Here is a 26,968-nt window from a genome sequence, read left to right as displayed (position 1 = left end):
ACACCTGGCGCCATCCCCTCTACTTTATCGATAAATATCACCGGGGTGGCTGCTCGAGGAAGAGAACCAGTGACCGATCGACTAGGCAGACGCGCGGGCGAGCGTCGACTCGCGCACGACGATCCGGGCCGACATGACGGCCTCGACGACGTCGCCGTCCGGCGCCGCACCCGTCTCGCCCGCCTCGACCCGCCGCAGCAGCAGCTCCATGATCCGCTCGGCCATCGAGTCGTTGTCGGGGTCCATGGTGGTCAGGCGCGGGATGAGGTACTCCCCCTCCGCGTCGTTGTCGAAGCCGACCACCTGGACGTCCTCCGGGACGCGCAGCCCGACGTCGGCCAGCGCCCGCAGCGCGCCCATGGCCGCCGCGTCGGTCAGCGCGAAGGCGCCGTCGAACGGGACGCCGTCCCGATGGAGGCGCATCACCGCCTCGTAGCCGTCCTTCGTGGTGAACGAGGCGGCGTCCACGACGAGGCGCTCGTCGACCGGCACGCCAGCCTTGGCGTGCGCGCTGCGGTAACCGCGGCTGCGCAGCGTCGCCATGCTGTCGACGCCGCGGTCCGGGCGGCCGCCGATCAGGGCGATGCGCCGCGCGCCGTGCTCCAGCAGGTGCGCGACCGCGAGCTCGGCACCGCCGACGTTGTCCATCATCACGTGGTCGAACGAGCCGGCCAGCCGACGCTCGCCGAGCAGGACCACCGGGACCTCGATGCCGGCCGCCCGCACGTCCGCGGTGTCGATCTGCACCGGGCTGAACACCACGCCCTCGTAGGGCCTTACCCGCTCGGGCGTGATCGCGTCGAGCTCGCCCTCCCTGCTGGCACCGGTCCGCTCGATGATCACGTGGTAGCCCCGCGAGTGCGCCAGCGTGTCCAGCCGCGCGGCGAGATGCGAGTAGTAGGGCCCGTCCAGGTGCGGCACCAGCAGCCCGATGGCACCGCTCCGGCCCACGCGCAGCTGCCGCGCCGTGGCGTTCATCCGGTAGCCGAGCCGGGCCACAGCGTCGAGCACACGGGCACGGGTGTCCTCACTGGCTCCCGGCCGCCCGTTGATGACATTCGAGACCGTCATCGTCGAGACGCCCGCTTCATGTGCCACGTCACTCATCTTCACCACGCCGACCATCATGGCACCCCGCGTCCGACGCCAGCGTCCGACCGTGCCGGTGTCACCCCGTGGCTCTGATCAAGGAGGATCCGAACCGCCGTGAAGCAGCTCCTGTACTCGAAGAGGCTCGCGCCCTATCTCTTCATCCTTCCCTAGCTCGTGACCCTCGCCGTCTTCTGGGTCGTCCCGCTGGGCCGGTCGTTCGTGATGAGCACCCAGGAGGTGCTCTACGGCCAGGCCACGTTCATCGGGCTCGACAACTACGAACGGCTCTGGCAGGACCGCATCTTCTGGCAGGCCCTGTTCAACAGCCTGCGGTACATGGTCCTCACCCTCGTGCTGCTCATCCCGATCCCGCTGGCGCTCGCGGCGCTGATCAACTCGAACATCGGTAGCGCCCGCATCAAGGGGTTCTTCAAGGCGTCGATGTTCGTGCCCGCGCTGACCTCCGTCGTGGTGGCCGGCATCGTGTTCCGGCTCATCTTCGCGGAGTCCGACACCGCGATCATGAACCAGGTCGCCGAGTTCTTCGGCTTCGGCCCGGTCCGCTGGCTGCGCGGCGACGTCACCGGGCTCGTGGCCCTGCTGGCCATCGCCCTGTGGCGGTGGACCGGCGTGAACATGATGTATTTCCTGGCCGGCATGCAGGCGATCCCGACCGAGTACTACGAGGCCGCCTCCATCGACGGGGCGAGCAGGTTCCGCCAGTTCCTGCACATCACCGTCCCGAACCTGCGGCCGACCATCGTCTACGTCGTCACGATCAGCGTCTACGGCGGCCTGGCGATGTTCCTCGAGAGCTTCATGCTCTACGCCGGCAACAACTCGCCCAACAACCAGGGCCTCACGGTCGTCGGATACCTCTACCGCAAGGGCATCGAGGAGAACGACCTGGGCTTCGCCTCCGCCGTCGGCGTGGTGCTGCTCGTCATCGTGATGACGATCAACATCTCCTACCTCGTCGCCAGCGGCACCTTCAGGAAGGAGGCCGCGTGATGGCCGCTCTCCAGGAACAGGACCGGGTGACGACCGCTCCTGCCACCTCCGCCCGACGCCGCCGCGGTCCGTCCGCCGCGGCGTGGATGCAGTCGGTCTTCCTCGTCGTGATGGCCCTGATCTCGCTCGTCCCGCTCCTGGCCATCTTCGTGGGCACGTTCCAGGACGGGAACGAGGTGATCCGGCGCGGCATGACGTTCGCCGTCGACCTCGGCACCCTGAGCCTGGACAACTACGTCCTGCTGTTCACCGACTCGGGTCCCTACTTCCGCTGGTTCGCCAACACGCTGCTGCTGACGGTCGGCCAGGTCGCCGGGACCCTGCTGGTGAGCGCATTCGTGGCCTACGGGTTCGCGATGTACGAGTTCCGGACCAAGACCCTGTGGTTCATCATGGTGCTCCTGGTCATGACCGTCCCGTTCGAGATGCTCATGCTGCCCCTGTACGTGCAGGTCAACGACATGGGGCTGGCCGACACCTACGTGGTGATCGCGCTCCCGTTCCTCGCGTCGGCCGTGACGATCTTCTTCTTCCGCCAGTACTTCCTGGGCATACCGAAGGAGATCCTCGAGGCCGGGCGCGTGGACGGCGTGAGCGAGTTCGGCATCTTCTTCCGGCTGGTCCTGCCGATCACCAAGCCGGCCATGGCCGCGATGGCGATCCTCAACGGGATGCTCTGCTGGAACAACTTCCTCTGGCCGCTGCTGGTGCTGCGCAGCCCGGAGAAGTTCACGCTGCCGATCGGCCTGAACACGCTCCTGACGCCCTACGGCAACAACTACGAGCTGCTGATCATCGGGGCCTTCTTCTCCCTGATCCCCGTCCTCGTCCTCTTCCTCGCCTTCCAGCGCTTCTTCATCGAAGGAATCACCGCGGGCGCGGTCAAAGGCTGACCGCACCTCAGATCGCACCTCAGATCGAACGGAGACAAACATGACCAGGCTACGGACGACGGTGTCCATGCTGACCGCCGCACTCGCGGTGACCGCGCTCGCCGCGTGCGGCGGGAGCCAGCCCGAGGCACCCGTGAAGAACGCCGACGGCTCCACGACGCTGAACATGTGGACGTTCGCCGACGTGCACGCCACGTACTACGAGGAGATGGCCGAGCGGTGGAACGAGGCCAACCCCGACCAGGAGATCCAGCTCGAGGTCACCGTCTACCCCTACGACGACATGCACAACAAGCTGCAGCTCGCGGTGAACTCCGGTGAGGGCCTGCCGGACGTGGTCGACATCGAGGTGAACAAGTTCGCGAACTTCGTCAAGGGCGAGAACCCTCCGCTCCTCGACCTGACCGAGTACGCGGCGCCGTACAAGGACGACGTCGTGCAGGCCCGCCTCGACCTGTACAGCAAGGACGGCACGATCTACGGGTTCCCGACGCACGTGGGCGCGTTCACCACGTTCTACAACACCGAGGCGCTCGAGGGCGCCGGGATCGACTACACGACCATCAAGACCTGGGACGACTTCCAGGAGGCCGGGGTCAAGTACCACGAGGAGACCGGCAAGGCGTTCGGCGTCGCCAGCACCAGCGTCATGTTCCTCGAGCCGCTGATCACCGCGCAGCTCGGCGGGCAGTACATCGACGCCGACGGCAACGTGCAGGTCAACAGCCCCGAGGTCGTCGAGGCCCTCTCGATGATGAAGGACATGCAGGACGCCGGTGCCATCTCCACGATCCCCGGCGGCAGCCCCGACTCCGAGGAGGCGTACGGCGCGATCAACGACGGCGACTACGCCGCGATCGTCTACCCGGCCTGGTACACGTCCCGGTTCGTCGACTACATGCCCGACCTCGCCGGCAAGGTGGCCATCGCCCCGGCGCCGGTGCCCGACGACGCCGTCGTGCAGACCATCGGCGGCGGCGGCACCGGGGCGGCCGTCCCGGCCGTCTCGCCGAACAAGGACCTCGCCGCGCAGTGGCTCGCGTTCGCCAAGCTCTCCCCCGAGGCGAACGTCGCCGTCTGGGAGGTACTGGGCTTCGACCCGGTGAACATGGCCGTCTGGGAGGACGAAGAAGTCACCAAGAACCCGGACAACAAGTTCAACAAGTACTTCCAGACCAACCTGTTCGACGTGCTGAACGAGGTCAAGGACGGCATCGGGCACTTCGAGTCGTTCAGCGACCCCAACTGGCCCACGGTCGACGACACGTTCCGCACCGTCACGCTCAACGAGATCTACGAGAACGGCACGCCGGTCCAGAAAGCCCTCGACCAGACGCAGGCCGACCTGCAGAACCAGCTGGGCCAGTAGGGCCCTGCCGTCACGCACGCACAGGCGGGGCGGTCGCGGCATCCAGCCACGGCGGCCGCCCCGCCTGCGCGCGCCACGCCTCACGAACCAACCACCGAGGAGAACATCTCTCATGCTGTCCGCATCCGTCACCATCGACCCGGCGTTCGTCGTCGGACCGGTGCGCCCCCGTACGTTCGGCTCGTTCGTCGAGCACCTCGGCCGCAGCGTGTACACGGGCCTCCACGAGCCCGGCCACCCGACGGCAGACGCCGACGGGTTCCGGGGCGACGTCGTCGAGCTCACCCGGGAGCTGGGCGTGACGACGGTGCGCTACCCCGGCGGCAACTTCGTCTCGGGCTACCGCTGGGAGGACGGGATCGGACCGGTCGAGCAGCGTCCCCGCCGCCTCGACCTCGCCTGGCACTCGACCGACCCCAACCTCGTGGGCGTCGACGAGTTCGTGCGGTGGTGCGCCCGGACCGGCGTCGAGCCGATGATGGCCGTCAACCTCGGGACCCGCGGTGTCCAGGAGGCCCTCGACCTGCTGGAGTACTGCAACGTACCGGGCGGCACCACCTGGAGCGACCTGCGCCGGGCGAACGGCGCCGAGGACCCGTACCGGATCAAGATGTGGTGCCTGGGCAACGAGATGGACGGCCCGTGGCAGATCGGCCACAAGACCGCGCAGGAGTACGGCCGCCTCGCGGCCGAGACCGCACGGGCGATGCGCATGGTCGACCCCGACCTGGAGCTCGTGGCGTGCGGCTCGTCGGGTTCGCAGATGCCCACGTTCGGCGAGTGGGAGCACACGGTCCTCACCGAGGCGTACGAGCACGTCGACCACATCTCGGCGCACGCGTACTACTGGGAGGAGGACGGCGACCTCGCCTCCTTCCTCGCCTCCGCCGTGAACATGGACCACTTCGTCGACGCCGTCGCCGCGACCGCCGACGCCGTGCGCGCGGCCGGCAAGCACACCAAGCACATCCACGTGTCGTTCGACGAGTGGAACGTCTGGTACCAGAAGCGCGCGGAGTCGCGTCCGCCGTCGGGCGACGACTGGCCCGTGGCCCCGGTGCTGCTGGAGGACCGCTACAACGTGGCCGACGCCGTCGTGGTCGGCAACCTGCTCATCTCGCTGCTGCGGCACACCGACCGCGTCCACGCCGCGTCGCTGGCCCAGCTCGTCAACGTCATCGCGCCGATCATGACCGAGCCGGGCGGGCGGTCCTGGCGGCAGACGACGTTCCACCCCTTCGCGCTCACCGCGCGGCACGCGGCCGGCGAGGTGCTGCGCCTGGCGGTGGACGCGCCGGTGCAGGAGACGGCGAAGTTCGGCCCGGTGCCGGTGCTCGACGCGGTCGCGACCCACGACCCGGAGACGGGCGGCGTCGTCCTGTTCGCGGTGAACCGGTCGCTCACCGAGGACGTGGCGCTCGACGTGGACCTGCGCGGCTTCCCCGGTCTCCGGGTGGTCGAGGCGCTCACGCTGGCCAACCCCGACCACACGTGGTCGGCCACGGCCGACGACGCCACCTCGGTGCTGCCGCGCGCGAACACGACGGCCAAGGTCTCCGACGACCGCGCGCACGTCGACCTGCCGCCCGTCTCCTGGTCGATGATCCGGCTCGAGCGAGTCTGACCCGAACTGCCCTGATCACGGGCGCGCCGACGGCGCGTCCTCCCGCCCGCGCTCACGCTGACGAGAGGACGCGCCGTCCGCCCGGGGGCCTGGCGCTTCCGCCCCGGAGGGCCTAACGCTGGAGCGTCAGCAGCCCCGGCCGGTACGGGAGCAGACCGTAGTCCACACCGTCCGAGCTGGGCGACCGACCCTGGTACAGAAGCTGCAGGTTGCAGGGGTCGACCGTCATGGTCTGGTCCGCGGTGGTCCGCAGCAGCTCGCCGTGGCTGATGTCGTTGGTCCAGGTGGCGCCGCTGTTGGCCTTGCCGGCGAACGGGTTGCTCTCCGTCGCGGCCTGCGGTGTCCACGACCCGGAGAGGCTGTTCGCCGTGAACGAGCGGAAGTACCGCCCGTTGGCGCCGATCGCCTCGACGATCATCAGGTACTTGTTCTGGTCCTTGAGCTTGTAGACCTGCGGAGCCTCGAACAGGTTGTTCGTGGTGTCGCTCATGATGGTCTGGTAGGAGCTGCCGAAGCTGCCCGGGAAGTTGCCGATCGGCATGCTGGCCCGGTAGATCTTCCCGTTGTCCCCGGCGAAGAACAGGTACATGTTCGTGCCGTCGCCGATGATCGTCTGGTCGATGGGGCCGGTGCCGGAGCCGGAGATCGATCCGGTGAACAGCGGGCTCGCGGCCGACCAGCCGTTCGGGTTCGTCGGGTCGCTGGAGGTCCGGTACATGAACGGCGACGGACCCCACTGGTAGGTGAGCACCCAGATGTTCCGCGGGGCGAAGTAGAACAGCGACGGGGCCACCGTGCCGGAGGACATGGCATTCTGCGAGGCGCTCCCCATCTGCGAGTAGTTGGAGAAGAGGCTGAAGTTCATCGAGCCCCACGACGTGCCCGTGTCGTGCGTCGTCGCGTAGACGAGCTGCTGACCGTTGTAGGGCGCCACCGTGAAGTCCTTGAGCGAGACCCAGCCGGACCTCGGGTTCGCCAGGACCCCGGTCGAGGTCCAGCGGTAGGTCGACGGCAGGTCGCAGGCCGAGGCCGTGTTGCTCACGAGCGATGCGTCGTCGATGTGGAGACCGTCGGTGCCCGCCGCCGTCTCCACGTAGAAGGTGGCGGACGAGAGCGTTCCGGACCAGGACACCGTCGCGGTGCCGGTCAGCTGCGTCCAGCCCGAGGAGCTCATGGCGCCCTGGGCGAGGTTGACATAGCTCGTCGTGCCGCTCGCGGTGACGGCCAGCGTGACCCGGCCGGTCGGCGTGCCGCTCTGGGAGCGCACCCACACGCTCGCCGTGTAGCTGGTGTTGTTGGTGAGCACGGACGTCACGGTCTGGGCCGGGCCGTTCCACGCCGCGGTACGACCGGTCGCCAGCAGCGACCGGGTTCCGCCATGGACCGGGCTCGTGCTGGACGTCACCGTCCCGGCGCCGAAGGCCGACCACCCGGTCGTACCGATCTCCAGGTCCCCGTTCGTGAGCAGGTTGCTGCTCGCCGCGGCCGCCGGTGGGACCTCGGCGGGCCCGACGACTGCCGGGACCAGCGCCAGGGCCGCGACCAGCCCGAGCACGAGACGTGCGATGGACTTCCTCATCCTTCGCTCCTTTGCCTGTCGGGGCGCGGCCGCCGTCGGCCGCGCCTGGGCATTGCGTACTGCCGCTGCCGACGGTGCGGTCGGCACCGTGGCTCCGGAGGAACCTGCTGCGCGGGTCAGGACGTGTGAGCGCTAACATCGTTGTTGCGGAAAGACACGCGGGCAGCGGCAAATTTATCGATACACTAGCGGCGCCCCGCGCGACGGACAAGCCTGAGCGCGCGGCCGGGATGTCGCGCAGGATGCGGCACAGCGCCTGCCGCGCCCACCCCGACTCGCCCACCCGCCCCGCCGCGCCCGCTCAGCCCGCCGGCGCGAGTGCGTGCTCGAACGCCTGGAGCGCGATCGCGGCGGACTGCCTCAGCTCGTCACGCGTGGCGCCGGCCGACGCGTGGACGGCCTGCCCCTCGGATACGACCATGACGTACCGGGCGAGGACCACGGGGTCGGCGTCGGCGGGCAGGTCACCCTCGGCACGCGCGCGGGCGAGCCGTTCGGCCAGCGCGTCCTCCCCTGCCCGGCGGCTGCTCGCCAGGAACTGCGTGACGGTGTCGTGGGCGGGGTTGGCCGACAGCCCGCCCTGGATCGACAGGCACCCGGGCGGGCGGTCGGGCTGCGTGAGCGCGGCGGCGTTGCGGTCGAGGTAGTCGCGCACCACCTCGATCGCCGTCGGGCGGGTGAGGGCGTCGCGGAAGTAGGCGAGCTCCACCTCGGCGTAGCGCCGCACGACCTGCTGGAACAGCTCCTCCTTGGTGCCGAACACCGCGTACAGGCTCGGCTTGTTCACGCCCATCCGCTCGGTCAGCTCCGCGACGCCCGTGCCCTCGTAGCCCTGTCGCCAGAACACCTCGACCGCGCGGTCCAGCGCCGCCTCGGCGTCGAACGTCCGTGGTCTTCCGCCTGCCATGAGCACTCCTTCCAGGGTGACTCCACGTCTGCTGCGCACCAGTTTACAACCGACCGTTCAGAAACTTTGCGCACCGTGGGCATCGAGTGCTACCTTCCAGTTCTTAACCGCTCGGTTAGAAACTAGGAGACGACCATGACGGCAGGACGTGAGCTGGCCAGGACCCTCGGCCCGCTCGGCGTGTGGAGCATGCAGCTACGGTCCGCGGACCGGCCGGAGGTGCAGGACGCGGCCGCCGAGCTGGACGAGCGCGGGCTGCGCACCCTGTGGATCCCGGGGCTCGACGGCACCGGTGCGCTCGGCGACGCCGAGCACCTCCTCCGGGCCGCGCCCCGCAGCACGGTGGCGCTCGGCGTCCTCGGCATCTGGGGCACGCCGGCCGGGGAGGTCGCGCACCAGGTCGCCGCGCTCGACCGGCTGCACGGGCCCCGGACCGTGATCGGCCTCGGGATCAGCGATCCCCGGTCGGCGCGCAGCCACGGGCAGCGGTTCGGCCGGCCCGTCGACTCCATGACCCGGTACCTCGACGACCTGGACGCCGCGCCGACGCCCGTGGCCGCGAACCGGCTCCTGCTCGGCGCGCTCGGGCCCCGCATGGCGGCGCTCGGGGCGGCGCGCACGGCGGGAACCCACCCGTTCCTGGTCACGCCGCGGTACTCCGCGGACCTGCGGGCAGACCTCGGGCCCGACCCCCTGATCGCGCCGCACCAGGCGGTCGTCCTGGACACCGACCCGAACCGCGCGCGGGCCGCCGCCCGGGCGGGCGTCGGGGCGTTCGTCGGCTTCCCCGCCTATCAGAACAACCTGCGCCGGCTCGGCTTCGGTGACGACGACCTCGTCCCCGGGGGCAGCGACCGGCTCATCGACTCCCTCGTGGCGTGGGGCGACCTCGACGCGATCCAGGCGCGGCTGCGGGAGCACCTCGACGCCGGTGCCGACCACGTCGCCGTCCACGTCCTGGGCTCCGCGGACCTTCCGCTGTCGGCCTGGCGCGAGCTGGCGACGCTCGCGCCGACGCTCGCCGATGCCTGACGACCTACCGCCCACCTACCACCTACCTACCCTCACCACCACGAAAGAAGAAGATCGACATGGGACAGCTCCAGAACAAGACCGCCCTGGTCACCGGCGGCACGTCGGGGATCGGCCTGGCCACGGCCCGCAGGTTCGCGGCAGAGGGGGCGCACGTCTTCGTCACCGGCCGCCGGCAGGCCGAGCTCGACGCCGCCGTGGCGCAGCTCGGTGGTGACGCCACCGGTATCCGTGGCGACGTCGCGGACCTCGACGACCTCGACCGGGTCTTCGCCGCGGTCGCGGCGCGCGGCCGCGGGCTCGACGTGCTGTTCGTCAACGCCGGGGGCGGCCGGTTCGCCACCCTTCAGGAGCTGACGCCGGCAGGCTTCGACGAGACCTTCGGCATCAACGTGCGCGGCACGGTGTTCACCGTGCAGAAGGCCCTGCCCGTGCTCAACGACGGCGCCTCCGTCGTGATCACCGGCTCCACCGCCGTCAGCAAGGGAGCCGCGTCGTTCGGCGTCTACTCGGCGACCAAGGCCGCCCTGCGCTCCTTCACCCGCACGTGGGCCGGGGAGCTGGCCGGCCGCAACATCCGCGTCAACGCGATCGCCCCCGGACCCACCGAGACTCCCGGGCTCAGCGGCCTGGCGCCCGAGCCCGCCCAGGCCCCCGGACTCCTGACCGCGCTCGCCGGCAACGTCCCGCTGGGCCGGCTCGGGCAGCCCGAGGAGATCGCGAACGCGGTGCTGTTCCTGGCCTCCGACCAGGCCAGCTTCGTGACCGGCACCGAGCTGTTCGTCGACGGCGGAGAGGTGCAGCTCTGAGGCCCGGCGGACCGGCCGGACCGGCCGTCTCGGACGATCACTGACGACCACGTTGGGCGCACCCGGGATCCGTCCCGGGTGCGCCACGGCCGGCACCGGCTACCTGGTGCCGCCGGCGGCCGGCACCCAGGATGGGCCCATGAGCGAACCCGCCGGCACGGCAACCACGACGACGAACGACCAGGTGCGCCGCCTCGCGGTGCTCGACGCGCCCTCGAACCTGGGCCTGCGACCTCCGGGTCCCGGCGTCGCGCCCGGTACGTACAAGGCACCGGGAGCGTTGCGGGACCACCGGCTCCTCGACCGCCTGGGGGCGTGGGACGCCGGGTGCGTCACCCCGCCCCGGTACGACCGGCAGGGCTGGCAACCTGGCGACGGCGTGGCCCACGCGCCACAGATCGCCGCGTACTCCGGGCGCCTCGCCGACCGCATCGCCGCCCTGCTCGACGACGGCCGGTTCCCGCTGGTGCTCGGCGGTGACTGCAGCATCCTGCTCGGGACCGCGCTGGCGCTGCGCCGGCGGGGCCGGTTCGGCCTCGCCTTCCTGGACGGGCACTCGGACTTCCGTCACCCGGGGAACTCCGCGGCCGTGGGCGCCGCCGCGGGCGAGGACCTCGCCCTGGTCACCGGGCGGGGCGCGGCAGAGGTGACCGACCTGGACGGCCTGCGACCCTACGTGCGGGACGACGACGTCGCGGTGCTCGGCATCCGGGACGACGACGAGTACTCCGCCGAGCTCGCGGGTACCGCCGTCGCCGTCCGGCACGTCGCCCGGATCCGCGCGGACGGAGCCGACGCGTCGGCCCGTGCCGCGCTGGACCGTCTCGAGCGGAGCGAGCTGGACGGGTTCTGGGTGCACGTCGACGCCGACGTGCTCGACCCGGGGATCATGCCCGCGGTCGACAGCCCCGATCCCGGAGGCCTCGAGCTCGACGAGCTGGCACGGGTGCTCGGCGCCCTGTGCGCCTCGCCGCGCTGCGTCGGGCTGCAGCTCACGGTCTTCGACCCGGACCTCGACCCGGACGGCAGTCTCGCCGCGGACCTGGTCGGCCTCCTGGTCGGCGTCCTCACGCCGACGACGGGCGGCGGTGCGGGCCTCATCCGGCCGCGGTCGTGAGCGGGTGGGAACGGCTGAGCCCGGCGACAACCGCCCGCCAGCGGTTGCGAGCGACGGCACGGGGCGATCCGCTGGACGCGTGACGTCCACCGATCGCATCGCAGAGCCCTGGGGAGCTCGTACCCCCTACGGCCCGGGCCAGGAGTGGCCGGTCCGCGTCGACACCGTCCTGGCCGACGGCGTACGGCCCGAACAGGTCGACCGGTGGGCGCAGTCGGCGTCGCTGCTGCACTCGAACGGCGACGCCCTCGACATCGCGGTCAAGGACGGCCGGATCGTGGGCGTCCGGGGCCGGGCCGAGGACCGGGTCAACCACGGCCGGCTCGGCCCCAAGGACCTCTACGGCTGGCAGGCCAACGGCTCTCCTGACCGGCTGACGCGGCCGCTGGTCCGCCGGGGCGGAGCCTTGGTCGAGACCACCTGGGACGACGCCATGGGTCGGGTGGCCGCCCAGGCCGGACGGCTGCTCGCGGAGCAGGGCGGGAGCGCGATCGGCTTCTACACCTCGGGCCAGCTCTTCCTGGAGGAGTGCTACACCCTGGCCCTCGTGGCGCACGCGGGGATCGGCACCAACCACGTGGACGGCAACACCCGCCTGTGCACCGCGACCGCGGCCGAGGCGCTCAAGGAGTCGTTCGGCTGCGACGGCCAGCCTGGTTCGTACGCCGACGTCGACCACGCGGACGTGATCGCGCTGTACGGGCACAACATGGCCGAGACGCAGTCGGTGCTGTGGTCGCGCGTGCTGGACCGCCTGGCGGGCCCCCGCCCGCCCGCACTGATCTGCGTGGACCCGAGGACGACGCCGGTCGCCCGTGCCGCCACGGTGCACCTCGCCCCCAGGCCCGGTACCAACCTCGCCCTCATGAACGGCCTGCTGCACGAGATCGTCGCCCAGGGCTGGGTGGACCAGCGGTACGTCGACCAGCACACGATCGGCTACGACGACCTGGTGCGGACGGTCGACGGCTACGACCCGGCGCGCGTCGCACGGATCTGCGACGTGCCCGAGGCCGACCTGCGCGAGGCGGCCCGGCTCGTCGGCACCGCCGAGCGCCTCCTGTCCACCGTGCTGCAGGGTTTCTACCAGTCGCACCAGGCCACGGCCGCCGCGGTGCAGGTCAACAACGTCCACCTCGTGCGGGGCATGCTCGGCAGGCCCGGCTGCGGCCTGCTGCAGATGAACGGTCAGCCCACGGCCGAGAACACCCGGGAGTGCGGGGCAGACGGGGACCTGGCCGGGTTCCGGAACTGGTCCGACAAGCAGCACGTCGACGACCTGGCCCGGGTCTGGAACGTGGACCCGATGACCATCCCGCACTACACGGCGCCCACCCACGCCATGCAGATCATGCGCTATGCCGAGCAGGGCTCGATCCGGATGCTGTGGGTCCAGGCGACCAACCCGGCCGTCTCCCTGCCGGAGCTCGACCGCATCCGGGCGATCCTGTCGCAGGACCGGCTGTTCCTCGTGGTCCAGGACGTCTTCCTGTCCGAGACGGCACAGCTCGCCGACGTCGTGCTGCCCGCCGCGACCTGGGGCGAGAAGACGGGCACCTTCACGAACGCCGACCGCACGGTCCACCTGTCGGAGAAAGCCGTCGACCCTCCGGGCGAGGCCCGGCCCGACCTCGACATCTTCCTCGACTTCGCGCGGCGGATGGATCTGCGGGACAAGGACGGCGGACCGCTGGTGCGCTGGCACGACCCGGAGTCCGCCTTCGAGGCCTGGAAGGAGTGCAGCCGCGGGCGGCCGTGCGACTACACGGGCCTGACCTACGACCGGCTGCGCGGCGGCGGTGTGCAGTGGCCCTGCACCGAGGAACACCCCGAGGGCACCGAGCGGCTGTACACCGACGGCCGCTTCTGGAGCCGCGCGGACGAGTGCGAGACCTACGGCCGGGACCTGGCCACGGGCGCGCCGCTCGACGCGACGGACTACGCCGCACTGAACCCGGACGGCCGGGCGATCCTCAAGGCGGCCGACTTCGTCGAACCGCACGAGGTACCAGGCGCGCAGTACCCGCTGCAGCTCATCACCGGGCGCACCCTCTACCACTTCCACACGCGCACCAAGACCGCCCGGGTCCCGCAGCTCCAGGCGGCGGCACCGGACGTGTGGGTGGAGGTCTCCGCGCACGACGCCGACGCCCTCGGCCTGGGCGAGGGCGACCTCGCGGAGGTGACCACACCGCGCGGGGCGGTCCGCGCCCGGGTCCGGGTCGGCGCGGTGCGACCCGGGGTGCTCTTCGTGCCGTTCCACTACGGGTACTGGGACGTCGACACCGGCGACGGGGGCCACCACCGGGCGGCCAACGAGCTCACCCTGACCGCCTGGGACCCGTGCTCCCGGCAGCCGCTGTTCAAGACCGCGGCCGCCCGGGTGCGCAAGGTGACCGGCGAGCGCATGCCCGCCGCCGGGGCGGGAGGTGCGCGATGAGGATCGGCATCGTGCTGCGCGACGTGTACTGGTCGGAGACGGACCTCGCCGACGACCTGCTGCGGCTGGCCGACCAGCACCGGGCGGAGCACGACGTCCTCCACGTGTGCCGGGACCTGGCCGTGTGGTCCCGGCGGCACGCCCACGACGTCGCGGCGATCGCCCCTGACTACGGCGTCGAGGTCGACGGCCGGCCCGGGACGTCGTCGGGCCACGCCCCGGAGACCCGCGACGGACCCCTCGCCGGCACGGACGAGCCGGCCCTCGTGCTGCTCCGCGACCTGCGTGGCGTCTACCTCGCGGCCACCGGGGTGGCCGCCGACTGGCAGATGCTCGCCCAGGCGGCCCAGGGCATCCGCGACACCGGGCTGCTCGGCCTGGCCGAGCGGTGCCGCGCGGAGACGCAGCGCCAGGCGCGGTGGGCGAGCGGCAGGCTGAAGGAGTCGGCCACGCAGGCCCTCGTGAGCTGAGCCGATGACAGACCAGCCACGGCGGGGCGGTGGTCGGCTGAACGGTGGTCGGTAGACGGACGAGCTGGAGGAACATGTGTCTTCGAAGTGGCCGGAAGGATTCGTCCAGGACGACGGGCCGTTGCCCGACGACCCGTTCGTCCCGCTCAGGCTCTGGGCGCCCGCGGACGACGCGCCGAACGCGCCCCTCGCCACCCTGGCGACCGTCGACGCCGACGGTCTGCCCGACGCGCGCACGGTCCTCCTGACCGGCGTCGGCCACGATGCCGTGGCGTTCCACACCGACGCCCGCAGCAGAAAGGTGCGTCAGCTCCGGGCGCATCCCCGTGCCGCACTCGTCGTCCGCTGGGACGAGCAGGCACGGCAGGTCGTGCTGCGCGGCACGGTGTCGGCGACGTCGGCGAAGGAGAGCCGGGCGGCGTACGCACGCCAGTCGCGGTACCTGCAGCTGCTCGCCTGGCTCAACACCCCGGAGCTCGCCGGCCTCGCCCGGTCCGAGCGGGAGCGCCGCTGGGCCGCCTTCGACGCGGACCATCCCGTGCTGGACCCGCCGCCGGACTGGACCGGGTACGCCGTGGAGCCCGTCGACGTCCTGTTCTGGGCGGGGTCGGACGACGGGCCGAGCCGCCGGGTGCGCTATCGCCGGCTCGCCCACGGGTGGACCAGCGAGGTGCTCCCCGGCTGACACCCTCGTCCGGCGACCGCGACACCCGCACCGAACACATCCCGGCCCCACCGAAGCGGAGACCCAGGCACATGTTCGAGAACTTCACGACCGAGCAGGTCGACACCGGCGAGGCGTCGATCTTCGTCCGGCACTCCGGACCGGGAGCACCGGTCCTGCTGCTGCACGGTCATCCGCGGACGTCCGCCACCTGGCACCGCGTGGCTCCGCAGCTCGTCGACGCCGGGTTCTCCGCGGTGTGCCCCGACCTTCGCGGGTACGGCAGCTCACGAGGTCCTGAACCGACGCCCGACCACTCCGCCCACTCGAAACGGGCGGTCGCCCGGGACATGGTCGCGGTCATGCGGCATCTCGGCCACGAGCGCTTCCACCTGGTCGGCCACGACCGCGGGAGCTACGTCGCGCTGCGGCTGGCTCTCGACCACCCGGAGGCGGTCGAACGACTGGTCCTGATCGACTGCCTGCCGATCAGCGAGCACCTGCGCCGCGTGACCGCGGACTTCGCCACACGCTGGTGGCACTGGTTCTTCTTCGCCCAGCCGGACATCCCGGAGCGCGTGATCAACGCCAACCCCGTCGGGTGGTACGGGCCGAAGGCGGACGCCGGCACGATGGGCGCCGAGAACCACGCCGAGCTCATGGCCGCCGTCCGGCGGCCGGAGGTGGTGCGCTCGATGCTGGAGGACTACCGCGCCGGACTCTCGATCGACCGCGCGCACGAGGAGGCCGACCGTGCCGCCCACCGGCGCCTCGCGGCACCCCTGCGCGTCCTGTGGTCGCTCCAGGACGACCTGGAGGACCTGTACGGCGACCCGCTGGCGATCTGGCGCACCTGGGCGGAAGACCTCGACGGGTTCGGCATCCCCTCGGGCCATCACGTCGCCGAGGAGAACCCGGAGGCCCTGGTGGCCGCCCTGACCAGCCACCTCCGCCCTGAGGCCGAGCGCTGACCAGGCCTGCGGGGCCGCCAGGTCTCCTGGCCGACACCTGGCCGCAGCCTGCTGACCACGCTGCGGTCACGTCAGGGTTCGAATCCCGGTGGTCCCAGCGCGCTCACGTCGGCGAAGGAGTACGGCGGCCACGGGCCGACATAGCGGATTCGCGCCGCCGGCTCCTCACCCTGGATCGCCGTCAGGACGGTGCCCACACCACGCACGTCGTCGGTCGGTACCAGCAGCGCCACCGACAGGACGAGGGAGGTCCCGGCAGCGAGGTGAGCACGGCGGTTCTCGTCCAGACCTTCGCTCACCGCCGCAAGGCGCCGGCGGTAGACGGCGTGCCGGTCCTGGGCCCGCGCCTCGGTGATCTCGCGCTCCAGCTGGTCGACGCGCTTTCGGAGCAGCCGCTGGACACCCGGTGGCCGGGTCCCCAGGTCGGCCAGGGCAGCGACCACGTCAGGATGCTCCTGGGCGGTCGCCTGCCGGTCCAGGCTGATCTCCACGTGGAGCTCGACCCGCCCGCTGAGCGCGTCGAGGCGTTCCCGCAGCGGGGTCGCGCGAGTCTCCATCCACTCCTTGAGCCGCCGCCCGGCCGGCGTGTCCACCGTGGGCGCGATGATCACGTTGAAGCTGGCCGGCAGCACCGTGCCGGCAGTGCGCCAGACGCGCTCGACCACGACGCTGTGCTCGACCGCCCAGCGCCGGACGTCGGCGTCCGGCCCCTGGTACGGACCGCCGTCGTGCTCGTGGACGACGGCGGTCACACCGTCCGGGCCGGCCAGCGCGTGCAGGGTTGCCCCGTCGATACCCGTCCCGAGGTCCGGCGGCGCGGCCGGCACGATGCCGTAGAGATAGAGGTGGTCCCCGGTCACGGGCCCCCCAGTCCGGGCTGCCGGGGCCGGCCGGGCAGCCCCGGCTCCCCCCGCTGCACGGTGAGGCCGCGGACGATGTCGTCGACGACGTCGTCCAACCCCCGTCTCAGGTCCGCGACGGACGCCTCCAGCCCGTGATCGTCCTTGATCTGCCCGATCGCCTCGTCGAGGTCGAGCAGGGCCTGACCCAGCCGCTCCTGCTCCTCCTCGGTCAGCTCGCCGCCCTCCAGCCGACGGATCGCCTGGCTCTCCAGCGCCTCCTCGATGATCTCGACCAGTGTGACCACGAGGGTGAGCAGCCCGTTCTTCAGGTTGCTCTCATCGATCTCCATCGCGGGCCTCCTCCCTGGCCCCGGCGGTCTCCCGCAGTGCGTCGTGGAGGCGCTGCGGAGCAGCGGCGGAGAGCCACACGTGCCCGGAGGGCACGAGCACGCGCACCCGTAGCCGGTCCGGACCGTCGACGTCCGGCTCGGGCCGCAGGTCGACCTCGACCAGGTCCTCCAGCGGCGTCTGCCAGAGGATCTCGCGCGGGTCGGCCCGCCAGACGACGAGCCTCCTCGAGGTCAGGTAGACGATCCCCGGGCGCCAGCTCCGGTACGGCTCGGCCTGGAGATACCCGCCCGCCATCCGCAGGACGACCGCCTCGCCGTCGGCCAGCGGGACGGTCCGTCCAGCCTTGCGCCGGGCCCACTGCCGGGTCTGCTCGTCCCAGCTACGCATCAGACCGTGCTCGAGCATGGTCTCGATACCGGCGACGGCGGCCCGCAGGCTGACACCGATGAGCGGTATGTCCGCCACCGAGATGATGACGTCCAGATCCAGGTAGACACCCTTGTCGAGCATGACGTCGAGCAGGTCGGGCAGGGTCGCACCCAGGTCGCGGGTGGGCTCCATCCCGGGCGCGCCACCGGCCTGGGCGCCGGGATCACGGGTCACGAGGGCGCTCCTCGTCCGTGCCCGGCCTGTCCAGCTCGGCCCGGTCCACCCGTCGTTCCGCCAGGGCGCTGCGCCAGCCGCACCACGGGCACAAGTCGTTCAGCAGCTGCGAGCGCGGCGACGTCTTGCCGCACCTGGGGCAGGTCTCCTTCTGCTCGATGGCGCGCCGCCAGGCGAGCGTCTCGGTGTTGGTACCGGCCGGGAACTCGAGGCCGTAGCGCGCTGCGGTCTCGAAGGAGGCAAGAGCTGCCCGGATCCGTATGCCCAGGAGCTCCACGCCGGCCAGCGAGACCATGATGTCCGCGTTGACGACGAGGCCCTTGTCCAGGAGCGTCTCGATCACGTTGACGAGCGACCCGTCCGGGTCGCGCTGCGGTTCCATCGAGCGGTCGTGACCGCCGACCACGCTCATTCCAGGTCACCTCCTTCGCCGGGTCCGCTGCCCGACGTGGCCGCAGCTGTCGCGCCGCGTCACCCGTCGTCCGTGCTCCCGCGGATGTAGCGGGTCGTGCGTCGATAGCCCAGAAGCTCGCCGTGGTCGTCGAGCTCCACCTCGTACTCGGCCATGACGTCCGCTGTGCTCGGCACGCGCGGATCCTCGACGGCCTCGATCACGACGACGAACTTCTCGTCCTCGGAGCGGATCCCGACGACGCTCTCCAGGCGGCGCCCGGTGAGCTCGACGAGCTGTTCGACCGCCGAGCGGGCCGCCTGCACCGCCGTCAGGCGCGACCGTCCGCCGCCCGTACCACCACGTCGCTCGCTCGCCGGGCGGCGCCGGGATCGCTCACCCGTGCGGGTGTCCGAGTCGTTCATCGCTCTCCCCTCTCCCGGGCGCGGCGGTTCGCCTCGACCAGTCGGGCGACGAGCTGCGCCTCCAGCGCGTCGGCCTCGTCGTCGGACAGGTCACCGTCGTCGCGCGCCTGGTCGACCTCCTCCAGCCGCCGGCGCAGCGTCCCGACGTCGTAGTACTGGCGCTCGGCCTCGTCGCGCACCTGCTCGGCCACCCAGATGGTGCCGCGGACCGGAGCCAGCGGGACGGACAGCAGCCCTCTCAGCAGCCCCATGGTTCACCGCTCCTCGACGAAGTCGTACGGGGCCTGCGGTCCCACGAGACGAAAGGTGATGCGGCCGTGCTCGCGTTCGGCGATGCCCTCCAGCGCGGCCTCGAACGTCGCCCGTTCCGCCCGCCGGACGAGCGCCGCAAGCTCCAGCACCTCGTCGACCTGCCGCGTCTCGTTCTCATGGATCTCGACGGCGAACGGGGCAAGCTCGTCGAGCACCACATCGATGTCCCGCGCCCGCTTGCGGGCGAATCCTCGGACGACGAGCTCGCCCAGCCGGATGCGGGCGTCACGCAGCGCGTGCGGGGGCAGGTGCCGCAACGCCTCGCGCAGGCTTGCGATCTTGACGTCCTCCGCCACCAGCTCGGCCAGGACGGCGTCCTGGACGTACCTCGCCCGGACGGTGAGCTGAGCGAGACCGGCAAGCCGGCGCAGCTCGGCGGCGAACGCCGCCCGACGCCCGGCCGAAAATGCCCGGTCGACGGCCGTCTCGTCGGGCACCGCCGTCCCGAATCTCATCGGCAGCACCGTGTGGTCGGCCGCCACCGCGTCGAGCACGGCGACGTGAGCACGGATCTCGGCGGGCGTCCCGACGAACTCGTCGGTGTCGACGTCGGACACCACGGCTGCGACCTCCCCCAGTCCGATCACGCGCACTCCTCTCGCCCCGAGACCGGCCACGTCGTCGGGCACATCGAGGTCGGGAAGCACGAGTCCATAGAGGTACAGCACGCTCCCTCCCCGCAGCGATGGGCGTTCCCGGTCCGTCAGGACGTGGAGACGCGACGTCGGGCACGGCGTGCGACCGGTTCACGCCGCTCGTCGTCGGCGTCGCTCCCGGCCTCCGCCCGTTCGTCCTCGGCCTGGTCCTCGTCCTCGTCCTCGGCCTGGTCCTCGTCGTCCTTCCCGCTGCCGACGAGAGCTTCCTTGGCGGTCTTCAGCACGCCCTTGGTCTTGCCCCGGGCACCGCTCTCGGAGAGTCCCTCCATGAGCTCCGGCAGGTCCCGGCCGCCGGTCCGGGTGAGATCGAGCCGGTTGGTGGCCTCGGCGAACCGGAGGTAGGTGTCGACGCTGGCGATGACGATGCGGGCGTCGATGGTGATCACCTCGATGCCGACGAGCGACACCCGCACGAAGACGTCGATCACCAGCCCCTTGTCGAGGATGATGTTGATGACGTCTGCCAGCGAGGCGGACGACGGACGTTCGAGGTACCCCGACCCCGGGGCTCTCGTGGTCACTGCAGTCATCGCGACCCCCTACCTGTTCTCAGTCTCGGTCTCCTCGTCGGACCCCTCTTCCTCGTCCTCGTCCTCTTCCTCGTCCTCGTACTCCTCGCCCTCGTCTTCTTCCTCGTCCTCGCCCTCGTACTCCTCGTCCTCGCCCTCCTCGTCCTCGTCCTCCTCGGCGGCACGCTCCTCCTCCACGACCTCCTCGTGGCTCCGGACCACCTCCTCGTCGTGGATCTCGGCGCGGTATCCCTCGTCGTCCTCGGGGCGCAGCACCGACTCGGTCATGACGTGGCGCACGAAGTACTTGAGCTCCAGCCGTACGCGCCGGTTCACCGCCCGCCAGATGTTCCCGGTCTTCTCCATGAAGCCCTGGGGGTAGTACGCGATGACGATGACCAGTCGCGTGAGGTCGTCACCCAACGGATGGAACGTCACGACGCCGCTGAGATGCCCCTTGGCCCCGCTGGACTCCCAGACGATCCGTCGATCCGGCACCTGCTCCGTGATGACGGTGTCCCACTGGCGGTGGGACCAGAACACCTTGCCCTTCAGCTGGACCTCGCCGGTCTCCTCGTCCAGCTCGGTGTGCTCCACCTTCTTCATGAACTCGGGCCACTTCTCGTACGAGGTCCACGCGTTGTAGACCACGCCGAGCGGAGCGCCCACGTCGATCGCCTCGACGATGTTGTTGAACTTGAACTTCTTGGCGCTACCGCCGCCCCCACCCTTCCCGCCGCCGAAGACGTCCTTGACCTTCTCCTTGACGCCCGTGACCGCGGCGGAGAGGCCCGCCTTGACCGGCGACGCACCCTGGGCGAGCTCCTCGGCACCCTTCGCGGCCGCGGAGGCCTTGGCGCCGCCCTCCTCGGCGCCGGACCCCTCGGCGTACCGGGTGAGCCGGTCCGTCAGGCCGCTGACCTTCTCCGTCAGGTTGTCGACCGCGTGGTCGGCGAGCGACTTGACGTAGCCTCCGGCCGACTCGCGCAGAGCGGCGAGCGGCTGGGGTGCCTCCTTGGTCGTCTCGGAGGACTGGTTGCTCATGGGAAACTCCTTCCCGGCGCCGCGTGCGGCACCAGGCGCGTCGATCTAGCGGGAGCTCGGTTTCCTCGTCGACTTCCCGCTGGTCGACTTCCCGCTGGTCGACCTCGTCGTGGACCTCGTCCCGGTCGACTTCTTGGCGCCCCCGGCGGAGGCGCCCTGCTTGGACCGGCCCTGGCCCGAAGTGCGCGACGAGCTCTCCGCTGTCGCGCGTCGACGGCGTGCGCCCGACTTCGGGGCGGGCTGTTCGTCCTCGTCCTGCGGCTGCTCGTCCTCGGGTTCGTCGTCCTCGGGTTCGTCGTTCTCGGACCGCGATCCCGCCGTGGCTTCCTCGGGCGACGCCTCCTCCTCGGGTGGCGGCTCGTCGCCGGCCTCCTCGTCCGCCGGCTGCTCCGCGCCGCGCGACGCGAGGGGCGTTGCCGCACGCTCCTCGAGATTGGAGACGAGGCTGTCGACACGCTTGGTCGCGGCCGCGACGACGGCGGTCTTGCCCGCCTCGACGAGCCGCCCGGACACCTCGTCGGTGAGCTTCTTGATCGCCGGGGTGGAGAGGGCGGCGCCTCCAGCCTTGAGCAGGTCCGGATGTGCCCTGAGCTCTCTGACGCCGAGGGCGCCGGCGACCGCGAGCGCCAGCTTCAGCTTCTTGGTCCGGCCGAGCAGGTACCCACCGAGCAGGACCGCTGCGAATGTGAGCTTGTCGTCCATGGTGTTCCTCGCAGATCGGGACGAGCGAACGGTGCGTCGTCGCATCGCATGAGCCCCGGACTTGCACGGTAACACCGGATACAGGCGCTCGCGTGTCTCGCGAAAACAGGGCTTCTCGCACGGTGTTTCCGCAGGTCAGGTAGTTTCCGGGGGCAACTTGTCGCGTCGCCGGACACACGCGTCAGCGTGAGCCGGCCGTCGCGCGCGGCCTTGCGCAACGCAGGCACGACGTGCTCGCCGGACGCCCGGTGCCCCCACGCCGGTGCGCCGTCGGCGTGCGAGTGACGACGGCGGTGGTGACGATGGCCGTGCCGCCTGCCTCGGCGTGCGCCGCGCTCCTTGCCTGTGCGGCGCACGCCGAGGCAGGCGGACCATGCATCCCGTTCTCTGGGGGCATTCGCGTCATGGGGATGCTGGCCCCGCTCCTCGAGCAGGGCCACCGCCCGGTCGGTCAGCTCGGTCGACCACCGTTCCTCGGTGCCGACTCCTTCTGGCGGAACCTTCTCAGTACAGGATGGACGCCTGCTTGCGGGGCCAGGCCAGCGTGGCGTAGATCTGGACCATCGCGGCCTGCTCCAGCAGCTCGGTGTGCTCGTCCCCGGCGTTGAACAGCCCGGTCGCGGGCTCACGCTCGGTGCGCCACTGGTGGTCGGCGTAGTCCGCCATGGCGTTCCGGTACTTCGTGCCGCCGGTCACGGACTCCAGCAGCAGGAGGTTCTTGAACCAGATCGAGTTGAAGAACATCGGCTGGCCGGCCAGCCGCCCCTCGGTGACGTAATAGCGGTAGGACGCCGCCGCGATCGCCTTCGCCTTGGTGAGGTACTTCTTGTCGCCCGTCGCCTCGTACAGCAGGGTGTAGGTGCCCAGCGGGACGCCCTGGTTGTACGACCACTGCGTGCGATCGATGGTCCCGTCGAGCTTGATGTTGTCCCAGTAGAGGCCGTTCGGCGCGAGCAGGTGCTCGTCGGTCCACCCCACCATCCGCTGCGCCCAGTCGAGGTAGTCGCGCTCCCCCGTGATCATGAACAGGCGCGTGGCGAGCTGCGCGCCGGGCATCGTGGAGACGGTGTTGCGGTCGGTGCTCCAGGTGGCCTGGGTCCAGAACACGCCGCCGGGCGCCGGGTGCGACGGGTCGGTGTCCCACCCGGAGACCACGAGCTCGAAGATCTCCTCGGCGCGTCCGAGCGCCGCCTCGTCGCCGGTCGCCAGGTACTGCTGCACCTTGGCGAGCGCGACCCACTCGTTGTCGTCGTAGAACATGTCGCCGCCACCGCCGTACGGGGCGCGCGGGTACGAGTCGTAGCCCGGCAGCCCGGTGGTGCCACCGTCGGCGTTCCAGAAGTGCTCCTGCCCGCGGGCGACGTCGGCGAGGTCGTCCTCGAACGACCGCCCCACGGCCCCGGGCAGCCCGGTGAGGTCGAGCGTCGCGACGTGCGCCTGGGAGTGCGGCCACTCGAACGAGTAGGTGCGGTCGTCGGCCCCGCTCGGGTACCGCTCGCGGAAGAGGCCGGAACCGTCGCCCGCGGCCATGTACTCCTGCATCGCGTCGTACGACGCGATCGCCCGCTGCACCTGCGCGCGGTGCGACACCACCGGGGCGCCGCCCTGCTCCGCGCCGCCCTGCTGAGCGTCGGCGGGGGCCGCCGTCCCCAGCGCGCAGGCCAGCGCGACGACCGTAGCGGCAACTCTGGTGAACCTCATCGTTCGCTCCTTCGTTCGGTGGTGCTCGGTCATTCGACGGCCGATGTCAGCGCTGTCATCCCGGTGCGCGACGATCAGGCATCAGCAGCGATTCCCCTCGTCACGCCCTGCCTCGCGAAGTCTCCTTTGACCCGGACAGGGCCTGAACGTCCGGCGGTCAGGCTAGGGGATGCGGACCTGACCGGTCAACGACGCCACTCGGCCATGGACTCGTCGACCTCGCTGCGCGGGCGGCTTGTTCCCAGCGACGACGCGCACACACAGGCTCCGCGGCCGGTCCCGCCGTCAGGTTCGGCTGCCACGTCCGAACTTCACCGATTCCCCCGTGGCGCGGACCACACTCCGCCGAGGTCCTTCGTGGTCGCCGTGGGGCTCGGGCGCTGGCTCACCTGCGACATCGCCTCCGGGCTGCGCGGCCTGCGGCGAAGCCCGCTCTCGCCCGACGCCCCGGTCGGTACGGCTTCGCGCGGGCTGCCGCGCTCGCACCACAGCAGCCACCTACTCACACGTTCGCCTCACACGTTTTTTCCACCTGTCAGGGCATCGTTGGCCGGTGCTCTTCCCCATGCCTACCCGCCAGCAGCTCAACCCCCTGCGAATCCACGCTCCCGGACCGATCTCCCTGACCCGCATCGTCGCAACCTTCCTCCTCGCGGTGCTGCTGTTCGGACCAGCCACCGCCCCGGTCACCTACGCCCTCTCCGCGTCCTCCTCCGGTGGCGCCGGCGGAACGGTCGAGGGTCCCGCCAACGGTCACCACCGTGCCGGCGACAGTGACCAGGACCAAGACCGGGACCGCCGCGACGGCAGCGGCCGCGACCGGACCGACCGGGCCGACCGGGCCGACCGGGCCGACCGCGGCGGCAACCGAGCAACGGTGCGGCGCCTGCCCACCGGGCTCACCGCGAAGACGGTCGACGGCATACCGGTGTCCCTGGACCGGAGCCAGCTGCGCCACGCCGCCACCATCATCTCCGTGGGCTCCCGCACCGAGGGCGTCGGGCGTGACGGGATCCTCGTCGCGCTCATGGCCGCCCTGACCGAGTCACACCTGCAGATGCTGGCCAACCCCGGTGCCTACCCGGCCTCGGTCAAGCATCCCCACGACGGCGTCGGCCAGGACTTCGACAGCCTCGGGCTGTTCCAGATGCGCCCGGCCGCCGACTGGGGCAGCGTCCGACAGCTCATGCGACCGAAGTACCAGGCAGCCGCCTTCTTCGGTGGCCCGGACGGACCGAACGGCGGTTCGCCGCGAGGCCTGCTCGACATCCACGGGTGGAAGGACCTGCGCCCGGGGGTGGCCGCCCAGGCCGTCGAGGTCTCGGCGTACCCCGACCGTTACGCCCAGTACAAGCCCGTCGCACACGCAATCCTCGAGCGGCTCACGCCTGCTCGCGACACGTAGGCGGTCCCCGGTCGCACGGTGCGCGAGGACGGCGAGCAAGGGCGACACCGCCCGGTGACCCGCACGAACGGCTACCGTGTTCGAGATCGACGGTGCATGACGCCCGCACCCACTCGAAGGCGTACGACAGGAGACTTCACGATGACCATGGATGCCCGATACGAAGCTCTCAGGACCGCCCTCGAACAGGACCCCGACCGCGACGTCACCGTGCGTGAAGGAGCCCTCGTGGTCCGTCAGACGGCGTTCGCGTTCCTGGCCGGCAGCTCGCTCGCCGTCCGTCTGCCTGCCGGCCGCGCGGACGATCTGATCGAGCGCGGCATCGCGGAGCTCCTCCGGCACGACCCCGGCGCCGACTGGGTGACGATCTCGGACGCCGAGGACTGGCCCGAGCTCGCCGCCGAGGCCCACGAGCACGCCAGCGGCCACGAGCCCGGCAACAGGTCGTGACGACTCGGCGGGACCGAGGTTCGAGCCGACACCCCGAGGGCCCCGGCTCTCCCCTGGCGAGCTTCGGCCCACCGGGTGAAAGTGGTGCACAACAGATCGTCTTCCGGGGCTGAGCCAGAGCGTCCGCACGCATCGGGGGACGCGCTCTCGAACGGAGCTGCTATGGGAATCATCGGCTGGATCCTGATCGGACTGATCATGGGCGCGATCGCCCGGGCGATCCTGCCCGGCAGAGCCGCCGGAGGGTGGTTCATCACGCTCGTCGTCGGAGTTCTCGGCGCGCTGCTGGGCGGCTGGATCGGTGGAGTGCTCTTCGACGTCCAGGTCAACGAGTCCTTCTTCTCGCTGACGACGTGGTTCTGGGCTCTCATCGGCTCGCTCATCGTCCTCGCCATCTGGGGAGCCGTCGCACGCCGACGAGCCTGACCAGCGCACCATCGTCCGGTCGGTTATTTCACCCGTCCCGGACCGCACTCAGGACCCACGACCCACGTAGGCTCCCGGCAGGGCAGAGGCCCGGGATCCTTCCCGGGCCGGGACCCGAGCACGGGGTCTGGGCCTGCGCTCGGGCAGGAGCTGGGACCGCCGGCCTGGGGTTGCGGAGGTCCCGGCTCCTTGGGCTCGTCGAGCCCACGTGGAGCAGCTCCGGTTCGACGGCGGGAGGGCGCGGCACGACCCGGGTGACAACCATCGGCGCACGACAACATGAAGGTCGAGCTGCTGCGCTGGGCCGAGTACAACCGGGACACGCTCGCCGGCCACCAGCTCTACGCGACCGGCCGACGGTTCGCCGAGTGGACGAGGCACGGGCCGTACGAGCCAGCGTCGATCACGTGTCGCGGAACGAGATCCCTCGGCGTTCGAGAACCTCTTGCGCCACCGCGAGCAGGCTCGTCGAGCGCAGGAAGGCACGAGCCCGGATCAGCGCAGACGCATCATCAGGCCGGATGCCCAGCTGGACAGCGACCATTCCGGTGGCCTGGTGGAACGGCGCTTTCTCGGGCCAGCTGAACATGCCGGCATTCCTCAGCAGATCAGCCCCGACGACGTCGGCAGCGAACTGGAGGTCCTCCGCCCTCCGGCCGTTCCGCCCCGGAAGGGCGTACAGGCTGAGCACGCCGACCATGCGTGCCCCCACCTGCATCGGCACCGCGTAGAGAGTCGCCCCGGCGCCGACGAACCCGGCCAGACGGGAGAAGACGGGATACTCGTCCATCATCGCGCCGATCCGCATGACCACCAGCCGGTTCTCGGCGAGAGCCTGGTGCACCGGACCCTCACCGAGGACCTCCTCGAGTGGTTCGAGCTGCTCGAAGACGCCTGGTGTGCTGACGGCTACCTGGTCTCCCGCAGCGAGCACCACCGTCAAGGCCCCACCCTGGGCCTGAAAGGTGTCGACGCACGCGTCGCACAACCGGATCGGCAGCGGTCGGTTCGAATCAGTGTCTTCGAAGGACCGTGCGAGCAGGCTCAAGAGTTCAGGCGGATCCACGCGTCGGTTCACCCCCTCCTACGCCCACACTCACACCAGGAGTTCCCAGTCGCACGATCGGCCGGGCGACATCCTTGGTCGGATGTCACCGCCGAACTCTCAGGGGC

29 protein-coding genes are annotated in these 26,968 nt (G+C 70.9%); 14 read left to right on the top strand and 15 right to left on the bottom strand.

The window, feature by feature from the left end; all coding sequences use genetic code 11:
- Positions 1 to 81: 81 nt before the first annotated feature.
- The gene (locus tag ACZ7LE_RS19660) at positions 82 to 1,098 is read right to left on the bottom strand and encodes a LacI family DNA-binding transcriptional regulator (protein WP_470404934.1); all 1,017 of its coding nucleotides are present in this window, start codon (positions 1,096 to 1,098) and stop codon (positions 82 to 84) included.
- Between the two features lie 168 nt (positions 1,099 to 1,266).
- Between ACZ7LE_RS19660 and ACZ7LE_RS19655 the strand changes: the two genes are divergently transcribed.
- From ACZ7LE_RS19655 to arfA, 4 genes are all read left to right on the top strand, one after another.
- The gene (locus ACZ7LE_RS19655; RefSeq protein WP_470404933.1) at positions 1,267 to 2,103 is read left to right on the top strand and encodes a carbohydrate ABC transporter permease; all 837 of its coding nucleotides are present in this window, start codon (positions 1,267 to 1,269) and stop codon (positions 2,101 to 2,103) included.
- Entirely contained in the window at positions 2,103 to 2,996 is an 894-nt protein-coding gene (locus tag ACZ7LE_RS19650; RefSeq protein WP_470404932.1) for a carbohydrate ABC transporter permease, read from the top strand. Before ACZ7LE_RS19655 ends, ACZ7LE_RS19650 begins: the two co-directional genes overlap by 1 nt.
- Positions 2,997 to 3,036: 40 nt before the next feature.
- Positions 3,037 to 4,365, top strand: a complete 1,329-nt coding sequence (locus ACZ7LE_RS19645) for an ABC transporter substrate-binding protein (RefSeq protein WP_470404931.1) — start codon at positions 3,037 to 3,039, stop codon at positions 4,363 to 4,365.
- Positions 4,366 to 4,477: 112 nt separating this feature from the next.
- Positions 4,478 to 5,989, top strand: a complete 1,512-nt coding sequence (gene arfA / locus ACZ7LE_RS19640; protein ID WP_470404930.1) for an arabinosylfuranosidase ArfA — start codon at positions 4,478 to 4,480, stop codon at positions 5,987 to 5,989.
- A gap of 112 nt (positions 5,990 to 6,101) precedes the next feature.
- On the opposite strand, the gene ACZ7LE_RS19635 is transcribed toward arfA, so the two are convergent.
- Positions 6,102 to 7,568, bottom strand: a complete 1,467-nt coding sequence (locus ACZ7LE_RS19635; protein WP_470404929.1) for a non-reducing end alpha-L-arabinofuranosidase family hydrolase — start codon at positions 7,566 to 7,568, stop codon at positions 6,102 to 6,104.
- Positions 7,569 to 7,869: 301 nt separating this feature from the next.
- Positions 7,870 to 8,475, bottom strand: a complete 606-nt coding sequence (locus ACZ7LE_RS19630; protein ID WP_470404928.1) for a TetR/AcrR family transcriptional regulator — start codon at positions 8,473 to 8,475, stop codon at positions 7,870 to 7,872.
- A 135-nt stretch (positions 8,476 to 8,610) separates the two neighbouring features.
- Between ACZ7LE_RS19630 and ACZ7LE_RS19625 the strand changes: the two genes are divergently transcribed.
- The 7 genes from ACZ7LE_RS19625 to ACZ7LE_RS19595 all read left to right on the top strand — a co-directional run bounded on the left by ACZ7LE_RS19625 (position 8,611) and on the right by ACZ7LE_RS19595 (position 15,978).
- Positions 8,611 to 9,507: a TIGR03620 family F420-dependent LLM class oxidoreductase gene (locus ACZ7LE_RS19625; protein WP_470404927.1), complete on the top strand. Its 897-nt coding sequence runs from the start codon at positions 8,611 to 8,613 to the stop codon at positions 9,505 to 9,507.
- Positions 9,508 to 9,566: 59 nt separating this feature from the next.
- Positions 9,567 to 10,316 carry an SDR family NAD(P)-dependent oxidoreductase gene (locus ACZ7LE_RS19620; protein WP_470404926.1) on the top strand — a complete coding sequence of 250 codons (750 nt, stop codon included), beginning with the start codon at positions 9,567 to 9,569 and terminating at the stop codon, positions 10,314 to 10,316.
- A 139-nt stretch (positions 10,317 to 10,455) separates the two neighbouring features.
- Entirely contained in the window at positions 10,456 to 11,433 is a 978-nt protein-coding gene (locus tag ACZ7LE_RS19615; RefSeq protein ID WP_470404925.1) for an arginase family protein, read from the top strand.
- Between the two features lie 79 nt (positions 11,434 to 11,512).
- Positions 11,513 to 13,873, top strand: coding sequence for a molybdopterin oxidoreductase family protein (locus ACZ7LE_RS19610; RefSeq protein ID WP_470404924.1), 2,361 nt, complete (start codon positions 11,513 to 11,515; stop codon positions 13,871 to 13,873).
- Positions 13,870 to 14,343, top strand: coding sequence for a hypothetical protein (locus ACZ7LE_RS19605; protein ID WP_470404923.1), 474 nt, complete (start codon positions 13,870 to 13,872; stop codon positions 14,341 to 14,343). Before ACZ7LE_RS19610 ends, ACZ7LE_RS19605 begins: the two co-directional genes overlap by 4 nt.
- Positions 14,344 to 14,419: 76 nt before the next feature.
- Complete coding sequence (locus tag ACZ7LE_RS19600) at positions 14,420 to 15,028, top strand: pyridoxine/pyridoxamine 5'-phosphate oxidase (RefSeq protein ID WP_470404922.1); 609 nt, start codon at positions 14,420 to 14,422, stop codon at positions 15,026 to 15,028.
- Between the two features lie 71 nt (positions 15,029 to 15,099).
- The gene (locus ACZ7LE_RS19595) at positions 15,100 to 15,978 is read left to right on the top strand and encodes an alpha/beta fold hydrolase (RefSeq protein WP_470404921.1); all 879 of its coding nucleotides are present in this window, start codon (positions 15,100 to 15,102) and stop codon (positions 15,976 to 15,978) included.
- Between the two features lie 71 nt (positions 15,979 to 16,049).
- Here ACZ7LE_RS19595 and ACZ7LE_RS19590 read toward each other — a convergent pair whose 3' ends face one another.
- The 11 genes from ACZ7LE_RS19590 to ACZ7LE_RS19540 form a co-directional block, all read right to left on the bottom strand.
- A complete protein-coding gene (locus ACZ7LE_RS19590) occupies positions 16,050 to 16,838 on the bottom strand; it encodes a GvpL/GvpF family gas vesicle protein (protein ID WP_470404920.1) in 789 nt (262 codons plus the stop codon).
- Positions 16,835 to 17,170 (bottom strand): gas vesicle protein GvpK, encoded by a 336-nt coding sequence (gene gvpK, locus ACZ7LE_RS19585; RefSeq protein ID WP_470404919.1) that lies wholly within the window; start codon positions 17,168 to 17,170, stop codon positions 16,835 to 16,837. Before gvpK ends, ACZ7LE_RS19590 begins: the two co-directional genes overlap by 4 nt.
- Entirely contained in the window at positions 17,157 to 17,774 is a 618-nt protein-coding gene (locus ACZ7LE_RS19580; protein WP_470404918.1) for a gas vesicle protein, read from the bottom strand. The genes gvpK and ACZ7LE_RS19580 overlap by 14 nt, the downstream gene beginning before the upstream one ends.
- Entirely contained in the window at positions 17,764 to 18,186 is a 423-nt protein-coding gene (locus ACZ7LE_RS19575) for a gas vesicle protein (RefSeq protein WP_470404917.1), read from the bottom strand. Before ACZ7LE_RS19575 ends, ACZ7LE_RS19580 begins: the two co-directional genes overlap by 11 nt.
- Positions 18,187 to 18,245: 59 nt before the next feature.
- A complete protein-coding gene (gene gvpO, locus ACZ7LE_RS19570; protein WP_470404916.1) occupies positions 18,246 to 18,590 on the bottom strand; it encodes a gas vesicle protein GvpO in 345 nt (114 codons plus the stop codon).
- Positions 18,587 to 18,841 (bottom strand): gas vesicle protein GvpG, encoded by a 255-nt coding sequence (locus ACZ7LE_RS19565; protein ID WP_470404915.1) that lies wholly within the window; start codon positions 18,839 to 18,841, stop codon positions 18,587 to 18,589. The genes gvpO and ACZ7LE_RS19565 overlap by 4 nt, the downstream gene beginning before the upstream one ends.
- A 3-nt stretch (positions 18,842 to 18,844) precedes the next feature.
- On the bottom strand, positions 18,845 to 19,570 hold the full coding sequence (locus ACZ7LE_RS19560) for a GvpL/GvpF family gas vesicle protein (protein WP_470404914.1): 726 nt from the start codon (positions 19,568 to 19,570) through the stop codon (positions 18,845 to 18,847).
- 35 nt (positions 19,571 to 19,605) lie between these two features.
- The gene (gene gvpJ / locus ACZ7LE_RS19555; protein WP_470404913.1) at positions 19,606 to 20,088 is read right to left on the bottom strand and encodes a gas vesicle protein GvpJ; all 483 of its coding nucleotides are present in this window, start codon (positions 20,086 to 20,088) and stop codon (positions 19,606 to 19,608) included.
- Between the two features lie 9 nt (positions 20,089 to 20,097).
- Positions 20,098 to 21,111, bottom strand: coding sequence for an SRPBCC family protein (locus ACZ7LE_RS19550; protein ID WP_470404912.1), 1,014 nt, complete (start codon positions 21,109 to 21,111; stop codon positions 20,098 to 20,100).
- 45 nt (positions 21,112 to 21,156) lie between these two features.
- Positions 21,157 to 21,813, bottom strand: coding sequence for a hypothetical protein (locus tag ACZ7LE_RS19545; RefSeq protein WP_470404911.1), 657 nt, complete (start codon positions 21,811 to 21,813; stop codon positions 21,157 to 21,159).
- 504 nt (positions 21,814 to 22,317) lie between these two features.
- Complete coding sequence (locus ACZ7LE_RS19540) at positions 22,318 to 23,514, bottom strand: glycoside hydrolase family 76 protein (RefSeq protein ID WP_470404910.1); 1,197 nt, start codon at positions 23,512 to 23,514, stop codon at positions 22,318 to 22,320.
- Between the two features lie 565 nt (positions 23,515 to 24,079).
- On the opposite strand from ACZ7LE_RS19540, the gene ACZ7LE_RS19535 reads away from it, so the two are divergent.
- From ACZ7LE_RS19535 to ACZ7LE_RS19525, 3 genes are all read left to right on the top strand, one after another.
- A complete protein-coding gene (locus ACZ7LE_RS19535; protein WP_470404909.1) occupies positions 24,080 to 24,919 on the top strand; it encodes a hypothetical protein in 840 nt (279 codons plus the stop codon).
- Between the two features lie 228 nt (positions 24,920 to 25,147).
- Positions 25,148 to 25,369, top strand: coding sequence for a hypothetical protein (locus ACZ7LE_RS19530; protein ID WP_470404908.1), 222 nt, complete (start codon positions 25,148 to 25,150; stop codon positions 25,367 to 25,369).
- A 162-nt stretch (positions 25,370 to 25,531) separates the two neighbouring features.
- Complete coding sequence (locus ACZ7LE_RS19525) at positions 25,532 to 25,795, top strand: GlsB/YeaQ/YmgE family stress response membrane protein (protein WP_470404907.1); 264 nt, start codon at positions 25,532 to 25,534, stop codon at positions 25,793 to 25,795.
- A gap of 403 nt (positions 25,796 to 26,198) precedes the next feature.
- Here ACZ7LE_RS19525 and ACZ7LE_RS19520 read toward each other — a convergent pair whose 3' ends face one another.
- Complete coding sequence (locus tag ACZ7LE_RS19520; RefSeq protein WP_470404906.1) at positions 26,199 to 26,861, bottom strand: ANTAR domain-containing protein; 663 nt, start codon at positions 26,859 to 26,861, stop codon at positions 26,199 to 26,201.
- Between the last annotated feature and the right edge of the window lie 107 nt (positions 26,862 to 26,968).

The sequence above is a fragment of the Promicromonospora sp. NPDC110617 genome (genome assembly GCF_055598465.1).
Note: the sequence above shows the minus strand (reverse complement) of the source record. Positions and strands in the feature narration are given on the sequence as shown.